Annotated in this window: 14 protein-coding genes and 1 other annotated feature; of the genes, 4 read left to right on the forward strand and 10 right to left on the reverse strand. The window is 38.1% G+C overall.

All coding sequences use genetic code 11. The annotated features are described in order from the left end of the window. Position 1: 1 nt before the first annotated feature. The 6 genes from NQ185_RS02640 to NQ185_RS02665 form a co-directional block, all read right to left on the reverse strand. Positions 2–742: a prepilin peptidase gene (locus NQ185_RS02640; RefSeq protein WP_257579965.1), complete on the reverse strand. Its 741-nt coding sequence runs from the start codon at positions 740–742 to the stop codon at positions 2–4. Between the two features lie 9 nt (positions 743–751). Next, positions 752–1,213 (reverse strand): competence type IV pilus major pilin ComGC, encoded by a 462-nt coding sequence (locus NQ185_RS02645; RefSeq protein ID WP_257579966.1) that lies wholly within the window; start codon positions 1,211–1,213, stop codon positions 752–754. Between the two features lie 93 nt (positions 1,214–1,306). Then, positions 1,307–2,518: a type II secretion system F family protein gene (locus NQ185_RS02650; protein WP_257579967.1), complete on the reverse strand. Its 1,212-nt coding sequence runs from the start codon at positions 2,516–2,518 to the stop codon at positions 1,307–1,309. Beyond that, positions 2,518–3,558, reverse strand: a complete 1,041-nt coding sequence (locus NQ185_RS02655; RefSeq protein WP_257579968.1) for a type IV pilus twitching motility protein PilT — start codon at positions 3,556–3,558, stop codon at positions 2,518–2,520. Before NQ185_RS02655 ends, NQ185_RS02650 begins: the two co-directional genes overlap by 1 nt. Positions 3,559–3,566: 8 nt before the next feature. Beyond that, positions 3,567–5,231: a GspE/PulE family protein gene (locus NQ185_RS02660; RefSeq protein ID WP_257579970.1), complete on the reverse strand. Its 1,665-nt coding sequence runs from the start codon at positions 5,229–5,231 to the stop codon at positions 3,567–3,569. A gap of 18 nt (positions 5,232–5,249) precedes the next feature. Further along, the gene (locus NQ185_RS02665; protein ID WP_257579971.1) at positions 5,250–6,227 is read right to left on the reverse strand and encodes a VanW family protein; all 978 of its coding nucleotides are present in this window, start codon (positions 6,225–6,227) and stop codon (positions 5,250–5,252) included. An 85-nt stretch (positions 6,228–6,312) separates the two neighbouring features. Between NQ185_RS02665 and NQ185_RS02670 the strand changes: the two genes are divergently transcribed. Genes NQ185_RS02670 through NQ185_RS02680 form a run of 3 tightly spaced genes read left to right on the forward strand, consistent with a single transcriptional unit; the run spans position 6,313 to position 8,535 of the window. Beyond that, on the forward strand, positions 6,313–6,777 hold the full coding sequence (locus NQ185_RS02670) for a type IV pilus modification PilV family protein (RefSeq protein WP_257579972.1): 465 nt from the start codon (positions 6,313–6,315) through the stop codon (positions 6,775–6,777). Next, positions 6,774–7,181: a PulJ/GspJ family protein gene (locus NQ185_RS02675; protein ID WP_257579973.1), complete on the forward strand. Its 408-nt coding sequence runs from the start codon at positions 6,774–6,776 to the stop codon at positions 7,179–7,181. Before NQ185_RS02670 ends, NQ185_RS02675 begins: the two co-directional genes overlap by 4 nt. 10 nt (positions 7,182–7,191) lie before the next feature. Continuing rightward, on the forward strand, positions 7,192–8,535 hold the full coding sequence (locus NQ185_RS02680; RefSeq protein WP_257579974.1) for a hypothetical protein: 1,344 nt from the start codon (positions 7,192–7,194) through the stop codon (positions 8,533–8,535). Positions 8,536–8,749: 214 nt separating this feature from the next. Here the strand turns inward: NQ185_RS02680 and NQ185_RS02685 are convergent, their stop codons facing one another. Both NQ185_RS02685 and NQ185_RS02690 read right to left on the reverse strand, forming a co-directional pair. After that, the gene (locus tag NQ185_RS02685) at positions 8,750–10,057 is read right to left on the reverse strand and encodes a bifunctional folylpolyglutamate synthase/dihydrofolate synthase (RefSeq protein WP_257579975.1); all 1,308 of its coding nucleotides are present in this window, start codon (positions 10,055–10,057) and stop codon (positions 8,750–8,752) included. A 62-nt stretch (positions 10,058–10,119) separates the two neighbouring features. Then, on the reverse strand, positions 10,120–12,759 hold the full coding sequence (locus tag NQ185_RS02690) for a valine--tRNA ligase (protein WP_257579976.1): 2,640 nt from the start codon (positions 12,757–12,759) through the stop codon (positions 10,120–10,122). Between the two features lie 48 nt (positions 12,760–12,807). Continuing rightward, positions 12,808–13,036: a binding site (T-box leader), on the reverse strand. Between the two features lie 1,143 nt (positions 13,037–14,179). Here NQ185_RS02690 and NQ185_RS02695 point away from each other — a divergent pair. Continuing rightward, positions 14,180–14,371 (forward strand): YszA family small membrane protein, encoded by a 192-nt coding sequence (locus NQ185_RS02695; protein ID WP_257579977.1) that lies wholly within the window; start codon positions 14,180–14,182, stop codon positions 14,369–14,371. Positions 14,372–14,389: 18 nt separating this feature from the next. Here NQ185_RS02695 and ysxE read toward each other — a convergent pair whose 3' ends face one another. Both ysxE and spoVID read right to left on the reverse strand, forming a co-directional pair. Beyond that, complete coding sequence (ysxE, locus tag NQ185_RS02700) at positions 14,390–15,424, reverse strand: spore coat protein YsxE (protein ID WP_257579978.1); 1,035 nt, start codon at positions 15,422–15,424, stop codon at positions 14,390–14,392. 68 nt (positions 15,425–15,492) lie between these two features. Further along, positions 15,493–16,620 carry a stage VI sporulation protein D gene (gene spoVID, locus NQ185_RS02705; protein WP_257579979.1) on the reverse strand — a complete coding sequence of 376 codons (1,128 nt, stop codon included), beginning with the start codon at positions 16,618–16,620 and terminating at the stop codon, positions 15,493–15,495. Positions 16,621–16,734: the final 114 nt, after the last annotated feature.

The following is a 16,734-nucleotide window of genomic DNA, read 5'->3' on the forward strand; positions in this document are numbered from 1 at the left end:
TTTAAAAAAATGAAAAATACCAATCTAAGATGTGTTGGTGATAGAAATAAACAACTAACGTTCCAATTCCAATAAAAGGACCGAATGGAATCGACTCACCTTTTTTGAAATACCCAAGTGCCATCCCAATAACGCCGAATATACCACCAAATACGGAAGCAGCAAAAAAAGATAACAAAACTAACTTGGAGCCAAGGGCAAAGCCAATCACTCCGAAAAGCTTAATGTCACCTCCTCCCATCCCACCTTTACTAATAACGGCAATCATGAGTAAAAGCGAGAAACCAATTGCAGCACCAAGAAGGGAATCCCACCAAGGCTCAAGCGGCAAAATGATTCGTTCAATAAGGAAAAGAGGGATAAAAAATAGGAGAATACGATTGGGGATGAGCATGTATTTAATATCAGTTATGAAAATGATGATGAATAAAGAGATCAGAGTCCACGCAAAGATGACCTCGAACGTCCACCCAATTTGCCAATAAGCAAACAGGAATAACAAAGCCGTTGAAAGCTCCATAATCGGATAAAGAGGAGAAATCCGCCTTTTACATTGGCGGCATTTTCCCCCTTGGATGAGATAAGATAAAACGGGTATTAACTCAATAGCTTTTAATGTATGACCACAACCCGGACAAGCTGACCGTGGCTTAACGATTGATTGCTTTAATGGAACCCTAAGCCCCACGACGTTGAAGAAGGAGCCGAGGAGTAGGGAGTAAAGCAGAATAATTATTTCCATAAATTCCACTTATTCGCCGTCTGGACCCGGATCTGTAGTTGTATCTTTCTTCAAGTCAACCTCACTTCTTTTCATATCAAACGGATCTTTTAAACCATCTAGATAAGTAGTATCTGTACTTTTTAGTACAACTTTATAATCAGCAATAACAACATGACTATTTTTCTTGTCGTACCCGCTATCTTTATTAGATGGATTTTTAACTTCCTCTAAATATCCATTTTGCTCTAATTCCTCTAATGTAATTTCTGTTTTTCCCCCAAATTCTTCGGAAGACATTGCCAACTTAGCCGCATTTACCATCATCTGCGCATTCGCAATATGTGCATCCCTCTTGGAATTTTCAATTAACCCTCCAATACTCGGCACAGCAATCGCCGAAATAATCCCCAATATAACAACAACAGCAAGTAATTCTACTAATGTAAGACCACGTTGGTTTTTTAACAGTTTACTAATCTTTTTCAACATTTTTCTTCCTCCTCTTTTTTACAGAAACTAGCATATTTCTAGTCTGTTATACCCATAATATCTCACAGTAAGCATATTTTGACAACAATTTTTTTAGTAGTTTTGGATATTGTCGAAAATCTCAAACATTGGGATGACAATGGCTGTCACTATGATGCCGACAAGACCTGCTAATACTACAATCATTAATGGTTCTAGCAGTGCTTTCATCCGATCTGTAGCAGCGTCGACTTCATGTTCATAAAAGTCAGCTACTTTCGCTAACATTTCATCTAATGAACCCGATTCTTCGCCAATTACAATCATTTGTGAGACGAGCGGCGGAAAAGCCCAGTGCTGTTCGATTGGACCTGCTAAAGATTTCCCTTCCTCAAGAGATACTCTAGAATTCCTGATGACATCAGCCATCACATTATTTCCAACTACTTTTTCCACCAATGATAAAGCTTGTAAAATCGGTACAGAGCTTGCTAGCATTGAGCTTAATGTCCTTGTCATCCTTGCGATAATCGCCTTTTGCATTATCATTCCAATAACTGGAATCTTGAGGACAATTAAATCCATATAATACTTTGTTTTTTTATTTTTATTAAGAGCCAATATACCTAGGATAAAAAGGATGATAAAAAGGAAAATAATATACCAAAAGTCCTTGGCGAAATTACTAACGTTTAATACAAATTTCGTTATTCCTGGGAGTTCCCCACCCACTCCATCGAACATGGACACGAAAGTCGGAACAACTGCGATAAGTAAAAAAGTGACAACACCTAACGCGATACATCCTACGACAAGTGGATAAGATAGAGCGGATATAACCTTTTGCCTCGTTCGATGCTGCTTTTCATAATGTTCTCCTAAACGTTCCAACGTCTCGTCTAACGTTCCCGAAATTTCTCCAGCCTTTACTAGATTAATAAAAAGAGAATCAAAGATTTTTGGATGTTTTCCGAATGCATCGGATAGCGGTTGTCCTTCTCTCAGCTCTCCCTCAACTTGTTTCAACACTTTACTAAGCATTTTACTGTCAGTTTGAGCTGATAATATCCTTATTGCTTCTACTACCGTTACCCCAGCTTTAAGTAATGTAGAAAATTGCCTTAAAAAGACCACGATATGATGAAGCTTAACGCTTCCACCAAGTGAGATATCTTTCGTTAAAAAGGATTCCGGAATTTCTTCAATATCGATAATTCGGACCCCTTCGTAATTCACTTTTTCCATCGCTTCTCTTCTTGAGTTGGCATTTATTTTTCCAGTTACAATCCCTTGTCGATTTCGCCCTTTATATTTAAATCGCGCCATTATAAGTCATTTCCTTTTAGATACGGATGTGCTATTTCTTTTGAAACCTGCTCTGATGCCACGAGATCCCTAATGCTTGTCTCAAGTAAATGCATCCCTTCACTTCTTGACGTTTGCAGCACATTTGAGATTTGGTGAATTTTCTCACTTCGTATTAGATTGGCGATTGCGGCATTATGGACAAGCATTTCTGTTGCGGCAACTCTTCCTTTCCTATCCACTGTTGGGAATAGACGTTGTGAGATAATTCCCGTTAATACAGATGCAAGTTGAATCCTTATTTGCGTTTGTTGGGCAGGTGGGAATACATCAATAATTCTATCTATCGTTGAAGGAGCACTCGAAGTATGCAACGTCGCTAACACAAGATGTCCTGTTTCTGCCGCTGTAATCGCTGTTTGAATTGTTTCGAGGTCACGCATCTCACCAACAAGAATGACATCGGGATCTTGCCTTAAGGAGCTTCTCAATCCTTGGTCAAAGCTCTGTGTATCAAATCCTACTTCCCTTTGATCAATAATTGACATCCCATGCTTATGCAAATATTCAATCGGATCTTCCAATGTAATAATATGCTTGCTCATTGTCTTATTCATATAATCAATCATGGCAGCTAGTGTAGTCGATTTACCACTTCCGGTCGGACCTGTCACAAGAATTAACCCTTGTGGCTTTTCACAAAGCTTTTTTAAAATCGGCGGCAGCTTTAATTCTTCCATCGTTGGAATATGGGTCGGAATCACCCGGATTGCAAGCGCCACGCATGAACGTTGGTGAAATGCGTTTATACGAAATCGTGAAATGCCAGGGATTCCGTAAGAAAAATCAATTTCCCCTTTTTCTTTAAAAGAATCCCAAAGATTTGTAGGGATAAGTGACTTAGCGATTCGCTCTGTATCATTAGGTGTTAGCTCTTCACGGCTATATCGTTTTAACGCTCCATTTATTCGCATAATTGGAGGAACGCCAACTGTTAAATGAAGATCAGATGCTCCTAATTCAAACGCGGAAGTTAATAAACTATTACTTTGATTCTCCATCCCTTCACCTACTCCACTATCGCAATTCGCAATACTTCTTCTGTCGTTGTCATGCCTTGTTGTACTTTTAATAATCCATCATCAATTAGGAAAATCGTATCATTTTCAATTGCAAGTTCTCTTAATCTTGAAAATGGTTCATTATTCATCATTGCTTTTCGCAATTCTTCATTCATTTCAAGCACTTCTTGTATGGCAATCCGTCCACGATATCCAGTCATATTACAAGAGGCACAACCTCGCCCACGGATAACCCGATCGATTTCCAGTCCTCTTTTTGCGAAAATTTCAATCTCACGCTCCGTTGGGTTATGTTCTTCTGCACAATCCCGGCATACCTTTCTGACAAGCCGCTGTGCCACAATTCCTGTTATGGAGTTTGCAATCAAAAATGGCTCGACGCCCATATCAAAAAGCCGTGTGACTGTACTTAAGGAGTCGTTAGTATGGATTGTTGATAAAACTAGATGTCCGGTAAGAGACGCCCGAATCGCAATTTCGACCGTTTCTTTATCACGGATTTCCCCAACCATAATAATATTTGGGTCTTGGCGTAAGATGGAACGCAATCCCGTCGCAAACGTTAAACCAACATTAGGATTAATTTGTATTTGATTAATTCCTTCTAATTGATATTCAACTGGATCCTCAACTGTAATAATATTAACCTGTTCATCATTCAAATGGTTAAGGGCGGCGTACAATGTTGAAGATTTCCCTGAACCAGTAGGACCTGTAATCAATACAATTCCATGAGGTTTTTCAATCATATTTAATAGTCGATTGAAGTTTTTGCTATTAAAACCTAATTGATTTAAGTCATTCAACCTGCTGCTTAAATCCATAATCCTTAACACAATTTTTTCACCAAAAACAGTTGGAAGTGTGGATACACGAACATCTACGTGACGAAAATCAACATTCGTTTTAATCCTGCCATCTTGGGGAATTCGGTATTCAGTAATATCAAGATTTGCCATAATTTTAATTCTAGCTGTAAGTACGCTTTGCATATGCTTCGGAAGCATTCGCTCTGTTCGCAGCAAACCGTCAACACGGTAACGAATCGCAATCTTTGTCTCTTGTGGATCAATATGAATATCACTTGCTCTTTGTACAAATGCATTTGTAATAATTTGATTGACAAGTTTTACGATTGGCGAATCTTGGTCCGTAATCTCATTTTGTTCCGTAACTTCCGCAACTACTGGAATTTGGTCAGGCATATCATCGAAATGATCACTCATGTCATAATATTTATTGATCGCTCTTATAATCTCATCCTTAGACGCAATTGCCGTTTCTACATGAAATCCGGTGGATAGCCTTAGATCCTCTATAGTATAAAAATCCATTGGATCTGCCATGGCAACAAAAAGTTTATCGCCTTCCTTTTTCAAAGGAATAATGAGATTTCTTTTTGCGACGTCCCTCGAAATAATTGAAAACAACTTAGTATCAAAAGGATATCTGTAAAGGCTAATATGGGGTATGCCAAGCTGAAACTCTAATACTTCTATTAATTGTTGCTCAGTTATATACCCTTTTTGAACCAAAGTATCGCCTAGTCTTTGATTCCCTTTTTGCTCCATTAACGCTTCTTTTAGCTGATTATCCGTAATAATGCCGGACTCAATTAACAAATCCCCTAGACGTTTTCTAGTTTTAACCATTTATATCACCACTTTGGTTTATTTCACAATATCTCCTGGATCTGTCCAAATGAAATCATTTTCTTCCTCTTCATTTGGATCCTGTCTATTTGAATTCATTGCATTGTCAGGATTGTCGACGTTTTCTGCATTCTCGAAATCTGTTCTTTCTTCAGTTTGCGCTATCTCATTATTAGGGTTGACTTTTACTAAACTATGAATCTCAATCCTGTGAACAGGTAGGTAAAAGTCTTTTGCTACAACCTCCTGAGCAATCACTTCATTACTAGAATTAATCGTTTCTTTTATGACAATGATAGAGCTGCCGTCTTTTCCTTTTTCCTTTATTTGAACTTCATTATTCTTAAGGGCTGGACTGTATTGTTTTATGATTTTTGGTGGATATGATTTTTTATCCTCGAAACGAATTTGGTAGTGTTCATCTTGTGTTGGGCCTAGCAATCTTGCGATTACACCCTTGCCTGTTTGTTCCCATGTTATTTTAATGGGCTCATTGTTTGGATTGTAAAAGCTGAAATCTTGCTGACTTTCATGGTCCATCTTGGCTTCAATGCCTAAATCATTGCTTCTATCCAGTGTTGTGCTTATGTTTCTTTCCATAATAATAAGATTTGATTGGAGCACAAGCTCATATAGAATGGATGCAACATCGCTTGCTGTTTTACCGTCTATAGTTGAAAGTTTTAAATTGTTTATGTGATGTAATAATGAAAATTGGGATTTTCCAGAAATCTCAATATCTTGAATGGAATCCAAAAGTAATTGAAAGTTGGGGGTAATATGTAAAATTTTTTTATTCACTTCACTAATAATAGATTCGACATATGTATCTACTACTTGGCTTTCCTGATCTGGATTTTCTTCTTCTACATTGGCAGCGGCTTCTACTGAAGCTTGAGGATTATTAGAAAATTGATATTTAACTTGTGAGCAACCAACGATAAAACTGGAAGAAACCAGTATAAGAAACAAAATCTTCAATTTTCCTACAGTCAATTTTCATCCTCACCTTTCGATACAGGACTTTTCTCCTGCATCTATCACTTCATTCTATGAATATTGTATAATAGTGGAGAGGAATTTGAAAGATGGTGGCGGTATGCAGCGAAAATATTTTATTAATGATGAAAAAGGTGTGACATTGCTGGAAATTGTCATATCCATGGCAATTATAACGATCATTTTAACTAGTTTCATAACAGTCCTTACGCAATATAACCTATTTTCTTCGCTAAACAAACAAAAATTAGAAGCACAACAAATTGCTAGGACCGCTCTCTTTCATGTTCAACAAGGAGATTATAATCAAGAAATAAAGGATGCTGTTAAGAAAAATACATTACCATATACATTCAACATGATCCATCCAGAGGATGATTATGGTAAGTTTCTTCCAAGGGCAACCATTTTACCCACTAATGACGATGAAGTGAAATATCAACTTCGGACAGTGTCCATTACTATATATGCAAAAAATGATATAGACTATAAAAAGCCCTTAACCCAATCGAATGGATATATAAAAGTAAAGGGGCTGCTAGAATGAAAGCTTATTTTAAAAATAATCGTGGACTGACACTTGTTGAGGTATTACTTGCCGGGGCAATTGCATCAATCGTTTTTGCACTTCTATTCGGCATATTACATTTTGCAACAAACTCTATGAAAATGACCAAGGTTGAGTCTGAACTGCAACAGGAAGTAAATTTAATTCTACATACATTAACAGTGATCCATGAAAAAAATTCACAATTCTCATTTAAAACTGAAGATGGTTCATTAACCATTATTACAAATGAACGAGAATTCTCCTTTTCAAAAAACTATGACTATGAATTATTAGTGAGCAAAATAAATAACAACCCTAAAAATATTAAAGTCAAATTAACCATTAAGGATCGAGAATACGGTAAAGAAATCTCAGTTTCAACAATCCTAAGTAAATTGTGAGGGATATTAAATGATAAAAAATGAAAAAGGTCATGCATTGATCATCACTTTAGGCATTATCGTTTTAATATTCCTTTTTGCTGCAACTTTAATGATATATACATTCAATTCCCGGGCTGAAGTAAAAAAAAGTGAAACGTATATACAAGAAACTGAAGTCGCGGAAATGGGGATTACTTTTTTTAAAGAGAACTTGAATAAGGCATTAGTACAAATAAATGAAGAGATAAGTAAAGATCGGAATGCTACATTAGAAGATTTAAAAAATCGTTTATCTGAAACATTAACCAAACTAAATAATAAATCTTGGAAGATAACGGATAATACACATTCATACACCCTAACCGTTCCTCCAGTTACTTTAGATAAAAATACGAATAAAATTACAGTCACTGTTAACAGTATTGGGAAAAAAAGTGATGAATCAAAAGGAAGATTGCTTACCGCGAAGTATGAATTAATAGGAAGCATTGGGGGCGGAAATGACGGAGGAAGTGGTGGCGAAGGCGGTAATAGCAACCCGGCATTTGAAGATAGCAATGATTTTAAGAAAATAGATAACCCTTCGAGACTAGTTTTTGCTTATGAAGAAACAGGAGATAGTAAAAGGTTTTCTAATCCCCTAACACTAGGTCCAGGAACAAGCATAACAGTTAAGGATAATGTACTTTTTGAGTATAATTTAGTATTTGGAGGTACAAATCTGCAAGTTGGAAATAACGCTATTTTCAAAGATAGTACTAGATTTCAGCCGTACTCCTCACTAAATATTGGAAATAACGCTATCTTTGATCTTAATGCTGATTTCCAGCAAGATACAAAAATAAACATTGGTGGAAATGCATTGTTTAATAATGCAATAAATATAGGTGAGCGGTCGGAAGTGAACATTGGGGGGGCGCTTTACTCCGGTAAAAATATACGTTTTAATAATTATTCCAATACAATAATCAAGGGTGATGCTAAAATTCCAGCAGCAACATTTGATCAAAATTCAACATTACTAGTTTCTGGAAATTTTATGATGAGCGAAGGCGCAACAATCGAAAAGAATGTAATGATTACAATTGAGAAAAGTGCAAGTTTTACACACATTAGTATTGGACAGGGTTCCATCTTACACATAAAAGGAAATCTATTTAGTACGCGTTGGCATAATGTTACAGGGAAAATTTGTGTGGAAGGAAAAGCCTTTTTGGGAACTAATCAACCCGTAATAACAGATAAAGATGTTTGCCCGAAAAACCAACCTGAAGGAACCATCTATGTATTAGGCAAAGATATTAAATCAGAAATTCCTGAAAACCCACCAACTGAAATAACGCCACCCGATGAAGAAATAGAGTATAAATAATTTATCAAGTTTCTATTATCCTTATATGTATTGCATTTTAGGATCAAATACAAAAAGCAGCTGAAATCGTATTTCATCTGCTTTTATGTTTTTGATTGACTTTTTTAGAATTATAATAGAGGAATTTTCCTGTTAAGGTTTTAAATATGTTTCTTCGTACATAAAATGTGGAACTTAAGAGCTCAATTGTGGAAATTCCACACAACATAACAAATCATTCCCCTATAACTGCCTTCAAAAATGGCTTAATTGTTGATATAAAATAAAGAGATCCAGTGATAGCCAATACCTCGTCGTCTCTCATTGAAGAAATCAGCGATCTCATGAGTTCTTGCCAATTAGAATTTGCATGAGCCATTGGGTTATTGCTAAGCACCATTAATTCTTCCGCTGAAGCTGCCCTTGGAAAATCAAACTCGGTTAAATAAAGTTCCACATCCATCTGCTTAAAGATTTTAAACATCACAGTCAAGTCTTTATCCTTCAAGGCTGAAAAGATAATTTTAACTTTCCTACCTTTGTAACGCTGTCCTATGGCATTTGCAAAAGCTTGAACACCTTCAGGATTATGGGCACCATCAATTAACACGGTTGGAAGCTGTTGTAATATTTCCATTCTCCCTGGCCAATAGGCTTTCTTTAAACCGGATCTTATTTTATTTTCATCTACTTGAATAAATCCATTTTTATTTAAATACTCCAATGCTGCTATTGCGCCTGCAGCATTATCTGTTTGATGCTTCCCTAGGAGTGAAAGCTGCAATTCTTTCAAATCACCCCATTTTGATGTATATGTAAATTGTTCACATTCTTCTAAGGAACGGTAATCAGAAACAAAGAAGTCCTTGCCGATTTGAGTCATCATTGAATTTTTCTCATTTGCTGCTTCTTTCAAAACAGCTAAAGCTTCATCATTTTTCACACATGTAAAAATAGGTGTATTTTGTTTAATAATCCCTGCTTTTTCAAAAGCAATTTTACTAATCGTGTCACCTAGTATTTGCGTATGATCCATTCCAATATTTGTAATAATCGAAGCAATAGGTTCTATCACATTCGTTGAATCAAATCTTCCACCTAGCCCTACTTCAATAACCGTAATGTCCATTGGATTCATTTTGCCAAAATAATAGAGAGCCATTGCGGTAATGACTTCAAATTCCGTTGGTGAGCCAAGGTCAGTTTCTTCCAATTCATCTGATAGTGGTTTAATGACATTGGTCAATTGCGTGATTTCATTATCCTGAATTGGCAGCCCATTAACACTAATTCTTTCGTTAAATTGTTCGATATACGGGGAGGTAAAAGTACCTACTTTATAACCCGCTTCATTCAAAACGGAACGAAGGTATGCCACGGTAGAGCCTTTCCCATTTGTCCCGCCAACATGAATGGCTTTAAGCCCTTTCTCTGGGTTTCCTAATCTTTCAAGCATCCATTCCATTCGTTTAAGTCCCGGTTTAATCCCTAGTCTTAGTCGGGAATGAATCCACCCCAGTGCTTCTTCATATGATTGCAACATTTTTCTGCACCTCTGAATTCAATATCGAAGCGAATCCGTTTGTGGATTCGCTTCAAATGTCATTACTCTGATTTTAATTCTTTCATTCGCTCTTCAACCGTTGCCCGTTTCTCTGTATAATCTTTCTCTTTCGCCCGTTCTTCATCAACAATTGCTTGTGGCGCTTTACCAATGAATTTTTCGTTCGAAAGTTTCTTCTGAACGCGTTCGACTTCTTTATTCCACTTATCCCACTCTTTTTCTAATCGAGCGATTTCCTCGTCGATATTAATGAGTCCAGCAAGTGGTAAAAAGAGTTCCGCACCTGTTACAACTGCAGACATCGATTTTTCTGGCGCTGTAATATTAATAGCGATCTCGAGCTCCTCTGGATTACAAAATCTTTCGATGAAATGCTTGTTTTTTTCGAGCTCAGCCAACACCTTTTCGTCTTTAGCTTTCAATATCATCTTGATTTTTTTGCTCATCGGCGTATTCACTTCCGCCCTTATCGTACGGACAGAATGGATGATATCCATCAATAGTTTCATTTCACCTGCTGCTGTTTCATCTGATAAGCTAGAATCAACTTGCGGCCACGCTGCTACAGTGATGGATTCACCCTCGTGCGGAAGGTTTTGCCAAATTTCCTCTGAAATAAATGGCATAAATGGATGCAACAAACGCATCGTATTATCTAAAACATAAGCCAACACCGAGCGAGTCGTTAATTTTGCTTTTTCATCCTCACCATATAATGGCAACTTCGCCATCTCGATATACCAATCGCAAAGATCATCCCAGATGAAGTTATAAAGCGCACGGCCAACTTCTCCGAACTCATATTTGTCAGCTAGTTTTGTTACTGTATCAATTGTGTCATTTAGACGTGTCAAGATCCACTTGTCAGCTACAGATTTTTCTCCTGACAAATCAATTTCATTGTAAGTGAGCCCGCCCATGTTCATAAGAGCAAACCTTGAAGCATTCCAAATTTTATTAGCGAAATTCCACACTGCTTCAATCTTTTCCATGCTAAAACGTAAATCCTGACCTGGTGAGCTTCCAGTTGATAAGAAGTAGCGAAGTGAATCTGCTCCGTATTTGTCAATGACCTCCATTGGGTCAACACCATTTCCAAGTGATTTACTCATTTTCCGTCCTTCAGCATCTCGAACAAGTCCATGAATTAATACATCGCGAAACGGGCTTTGGTCAGTAAATTTAAGACCTTGGAAAATCATTCTTGATACCCAGAAAGTAATGATATCATATCCCGTTACGAGACAATTATTAGGATAGTAGCGTTTGAAATCATTTTCCTCTTCATTCGGCCAACCCATTGTTGAAAATGGCCATAATGCCGAACTGAACCACGTATCAAGAACATCTTTATCTTGTTCCCAGTTTTCCTCGTCAGCTGGTGCTTCGTGCCCTACATATATTTCGCCGGTTTCTTTATGATACCAAGCTGGAATTCGGTGTCCCCACCAAAGCTGACGAGAAATACACCAATCACGAATATTTTCAATCCAATGCATGTAGATTTTTTCAAAACGATCCGGGACAAAGTTAACCTTTTCTTCACTCTTCTGCAATTCAATCGCGCGATCAGCTAAGACCCGCATTTTAACAAACCATTGGGTTGATAAATACGGTTCTACTACTGCACCACTACGCTCTGAATGCCCAACAGAATGTAAATGCTCTTCTATTTTGAAAAGAACACCTTCGTCTTGAAGATCTTTCACTATTTGCTTCCTGCATTCAAAACGATCCATACCATCGTATTTCCCTGCGTTTTTATTCATCGTGCCGTCTTCGTTCATAACAAGGACACGTTCAAGATTATGACGATTGCCAATTTCAAAATCATTAGGATCATGCGCTGGAGTGATTTTTACGGCACCAGAACCAAATTCCATATCAACATAATCATCCGCAACAATCGGGATTTCACGGCTAATGATTGGAAGGATAACTGTTTTTCCAATCAAATGTTTATAGCGCTCATCTTCAGGATGTACTGCAACCCCAGTATCACCAAGCATTGTTTCCGGACGTGTCGTTGCAACTTCAATACTGCCACTTCCGTCTGCAAGCGGATAATTCATATGGTAGAATGCACCTTGAACATCTTTATAAATAACTTCAATATCGGAAAGGGCTGTTTTCGTAGCTGGGTCCCAGTTAATGATGTATTCTCCGCGGTAAATTAAACCTTCATTATAGAGGGAAACAAACACTTCACGAACTGCATTTGAAAGTCCTTCGTCAAGAGTAAAGCGTTCCCTTGAGTAATCCAGTCCTAAGCCAAGCTTAGCCCATTGCTGGCGAATGAAATCCGCATATTCTTCTTTCCATTTCCACGTTTCTTCAAGAAACTTTTCGCGGCCTAAATCATAGCGTGTTTTGCCTTCTTCTCGTAATTTTTCTTCCACCTTTGCTTGAGTAGCGATTCCTGCATGGTCCATCCCAGGGAGCCATAATACATCGTACCCTTGCATTCTTTTCATCCGCGTCAAAATGTCTTGAAGTGTCGTATCCCATGCATGGCCAAGATGCAGCTTCCCAGTTACATTAGGCGGCGGAATTACTATCGTATATGGTTCTTTCTCCAAGTCACTTTTCGCTTCAAAAAACTTACCCTTAAGCCACCATTCATATCTGCCTTTTTCGATACTTTGCGGTTCGTATTTCGTTGGCATCTTTATTTCTTCCATACGTTTTTCCTCCTAACTAGTTATAGAAAATAAAAAAGCCCCCTTCGTTAAAAGGACGAAGGGAGCGGGTTCGCGGTACCACCTTTTTTCACAGATCAAAAAACCTCATGATCCGGCACTTATATTCATAACGGTTTTTAACCGGCTTCTACTACTTACGTTTCATAGAAGCTGCTCGAGGGCGACCTTCCATAGGAACTGTTTAGGAATCTTTCACCACTGATTCCCTCTCTAAAAAACAATCCTCACATGTACTCTTCCCTGTCCATGCATTTTTTCGTTCTCACTATTATTCATTATAGTAGCGAAATTCCGTTCATAAATCAATCATTTCATTGCAATTTTTAAAAATGGGCCATCTATGTCTAGCTACAGCGCCTATCGACTAGAAAACTTCTTGACCACTTCCCTACGATAAGTCAACATCGGCTCGTCCCTCCACGTGTTTCCTATATCTCAGTCAGGGGCCCTGAAGTTTTTACGTCGATGAACAGGCGCTTCCGCTTTTCTTTGTCTAGCTACAGAGCCTATCGACTAGAAAACTTCTTGACCACTTCCCTACAATAAGTCAACATCGGCTCGTCCCTCGCCGTGTTTCCTATATCTCAGTCAGTGGCCTGAAGTTTTTACGTCGATGAACAGGCGCTTCCGCTTTTCTTTGTCTAGCTACAGCGCCTATCGACTAGAAAACTTCTTGACCACTTCCCTACGATAAGTCAACATCGGCTCGTCTTGTCTAGCTGCAGTCGCCAGCCCCTCGAGGTCAAATAACCTGAGTCAATAAAAGTCAAAATACGGACTTTTTTTGTCTCAGAACATTTGCTTGTCGGGGCTGATCAGGCGACTTCCGCTTTTCCAACCTCGCCGAGTTTCCTATATCTCAGTCAGTGGCCTGAAGTTTTTACGTCGATGAACAGGCGCTTCCGCTTTTCTTTGTCTAGCTACAGCGCCTATCGACTAGAAAACTTCTTGACCACTTCCCTACGATAAGTCAACATCGGCTCGTCCCTCGCCGTGTTTCCTATATCTCAGTCAGTGGCCTGAAGTTTTTACGTCGATGAACAGGCGCTTCCGCTTTTCTTTGTCTAGCTACAGCACCTATCGACTAGAAAACTTCTTGACCACTTCCCTACGATAAGTCAACATCGGCTCGTCTTGTCTAGCTGCAGTCGCCAGCCCCTCGAGGTCAAATAACCTGAGTCAATAAAAGTCAAAATACGGACTTTTTTTGTCTCAGAACATTTGCTTGTCGGGGCTGATCAGGCGACTTCCGCTTTTCCAACCTCGCCGTGTTTCCTATATCTCAGTCAGGGGCCCTGAAGTTTTTACGTCGATGAACAGGCGCTTCCGCTTTTCTAATCACATGATACCCAAAAAAGCATATTTTATAATAGGGGCTTTTGGAGAGGAGGTAAAATAAGTGAAAAGGAAGTTTAATCAATACACGTTTCAAAATTGGTTTAGGAATTTTAAAGCGGTTTGTAAGCAACTTATCATTCCTTTTACCATTTTCCAGGCAATCCGGACTTTTATATTCCCTAGTACGATAGATGTATTATTATTGGCGATTTTTATTGCCCTTTCACTCGCGTACCACTATGATTGGATATGAATAATCCCCTTCCAGGAGTTAGTTGGAGGGGGGTGTCTGCTGTTGCTCTTTTTTCATTCTTTCTCTTTCCTCAAGCTTTACCACCACATATTCCGTGTTTTTCATGCGCCAATATTGATGCTGTAATTGGTTTACAAATTTCATTTCGTTTTTTTCTTTACCTGATGAAAAATACCTTTCGACTACTCTGAAAATCGCACCGGGATGGGCTAGATAACTAAGAAATAAAAGCATTTCTTCCGCTTTAAAGGGGAAATGGCGAAAGTATGTGTCCAGCCACTCTATACTTTCATCAAACCTCTTCGGATGAGTACTTAATGTCCGATCTAAAAAAGGAAGTAAATCATGAATGGGTGATGCTATTTGTGATTGTTCGAAATTCGTGAAATAACCAGTGCCATTTTCGTCATAAAGAAAATGCTCATTTGATAATTTCCCATGGATGATGACACTTCTTGCTTTTGTTTCTTCATTCGTAGCTTCTTGCCATTCTTTTATTTTATTTAAAGCGAAGCGCTCTGCACCATTTATTTCGCTGAAAAACGTACAAAAAAGAAGCTGAAAAGGAGACATATACACCGTTCTTTCACTTCGTTCTACAAAGGATGCTAATGCTTCCCGTTCGTTTTCCCAGCGTGCCGTAGTTTGTTCATAGTGTTCTTCCCTCATTTCTTTCGTAATAGGAACTTCACGAACGGATAAAGTGTGGAGACGGGCGAGTTCGCGAAATAAATCTTTATGCTTTTGTAGTCGCCCTTCTCTTTCTTTGTTTTCCAGCCAAGGCATTAAATAAAAAAGCCAATTTCCTTCCAAAATCCCATATCTTCCATCTAAAGACGGATAAATTGGAACAATCCTGTTATAACCCCGCTGATACAAATGTTGAACATAGCGAAGGAAATCAAGCCCTTTTTTTGCCTCTATTTGTTTCAAGGCAAATTCCCCTTTATCCGTATAAATTTTATATACGCGGCCATGTTTTTCAACAAAGTTCATTGTTAATCCATAATAATGAACCAACCTGCCTATTTCCTCATTTGTAAAGCTTGTCATTAGATCCCACCTGCTTTATTAAAAAAGAGGACAAACTGCCGTGCAGGAGTCCTCCTTCATTAGGGTATTCATCTATTTTTCTTAAGAGGAGAATTGACTTTCGCCGGAATATATAAAACCTGCCCTTCATACACCTCATGACTAGCTTCCAAGCGGTTCGCCCGTAATATTTGTTGGACACTAACTTCATATTTGTCTGCAAGTTGTTGAATCGAGTCTCCTTGTTGAACGAGTCGAACTCTCATTTTTGTATGTGATTCATCTTCTTTCCTGGCAAAGAAGTCCGCAAAAGACATGGATTTATATTTATCTTTCTTTTTCTTTACAACCGTATTTTCCTCTTCAGGACTTGATTCAATGCTGCTTGATGACTCATAAGAGGATTCATAGTATTCAGTTGGTGATTCCGCGTTATAGTGCTGATGAGATTCAACACGATCTTGAAAAGGAAAAAAGTCTAGTGTACGTTGTGCCAACGTTTCCAATGAAAGTTCTGGTATTTTAGGAATGGAAGGATGAAAATGAATTTTCTCATTACTTTCAAATCCATCTTGTGGAAGAACCCTTGCTTCAACCGAAAAAGGTTCAAACAACTCTTCATCTTCTTGATTCTCATCATCCTTAGATGAACGTGCTAATAACTCTACCTCTACAGGAGCATCCTCATCATCTACTTCGATTTCCTCTTGTTCTTCATCTTCATAAAGATCATTAAGCTGATCTTCATCGTCCAAATTCTCTTCGAAAGAATCACGTATTTCCATTGCTTCCTCATAAATACCGTGTACATAAATATCTGCAATAAGCTTTAACCTACTGTTTTCTTCTAACTCGTAATCAAACGTATGGATTTCAATTTCCATATCATCTACATTGACAATTCTTCTTTTTGGAATTGTAATATCGACTGGGAATTGATGAGAAAAGATGCTATCTCCTTCATTACGGATATTTACGGCTTCGATATACGTCCTTCCGGCTACAGGAAAATCTCCCATCGCATCGTTTCCTAGGGCAGATTTAAATTCACCGCTTAATTCGAGAGTTCCTTTTAGTACAACATAATCATCTTCATCTATAATCGATATATTTGGATCTAATGATATAGAAATAAGTTCATCTACTTCCTGTCCTTTTTGAAACCATACAGTTTCTTCCAATGGGAATTTTAATGATGTTTGTTGGCGATCGGGCAAGATTGATTCCTCCTTTCATTTCCAATGCAAATAATATCGGTCACTACAGCCTATGAGAGAATAGTTAATTTTATGAAAAAAAAATAGGAGTAATGGCTGTAACCATCACTCCTG

The organism is Lederbergia panacisoli (assembly GCF_024626525.1).
In the GTDB taxonomy this organism is placed as follows: domain Bacteria; phylum Bacillota; class Bacilli; order Bacillales; family Bacillaceae_C; genus Lederbergia; species Lederbergia panacisoli.

Bases quoted from the DNA above. Each gene is read 5' to 3' on its own strand.
- NQ185_RS02640 (WP_257579965.1), bottom strand. From the start codon at position 742: ATGGAAATAATTATTCTGCTTTACTCCCTACTCCTCGGCTCCTTCTTC.
- NQ185_RS02645 (WP_257579966.1), bottom strand. From the start codon at position 1,213: ATGTTGAAAAAGATTAGTAAACTGTTAAAAAACCAACGTGGTCTTACA.
- NQ185_RS02650 (WP_257579967.1), bottom strand. From the start codon at position 2,518: ATGGCGCGATTTAAATATAAAGGGCGAAATCGACAAGGGATTGTAACT.
- NQ185_RS02655 (WP_257579968.1), bottom strand. From the start codon at position 3,558: ATGGAGAATCAAAGTAATAGTTTATTAACTTCCGCGTTTGAATTAGGA.
- NQ185_RS02660 (WP_257579970.1), bottom strand. From the start codon at position 5,231: ATGGTTAAAACTAGAAAACGTCTAGGGGATTTGTTAATTGAGTCCGGC.
- NQ185_RS02675 (WP_257579973.1), top strand. From the start codon at position 6,774: ATGAAAGCTTATTTTAAAAATAATCGTGGACTGACACTTGTTGAGGTA.
- NQ185_RS02680 (WP_257579974.1), top strand. From the start codon at position 7,192: ATGATAAAAAATGAAAAAGGTCATGCATTGATCATCACTTTAGGCATT.
- NQ185_RS02685 (WP_257579975.1), bottom strand. From the start codon at position 10,057: ATGTTGCAATCATATGAAGAAGCACTGGGGTGGATTCATTCCCGACTA.
- NQ185_RS02690 (WP_257579976.1), bottom strand. From the start codon at position 12,759: ATGGAAGAAATAAAGATGCCAACGAAATACGAACCGCAAAGTATCGAA.
- ysxE (WP_257579978.1), bottom strand. From the start codon at position 15,424: ATGACAAGCTTTACAAATGAGGAAATAGGCAGGTTGGTTCATTATTAT.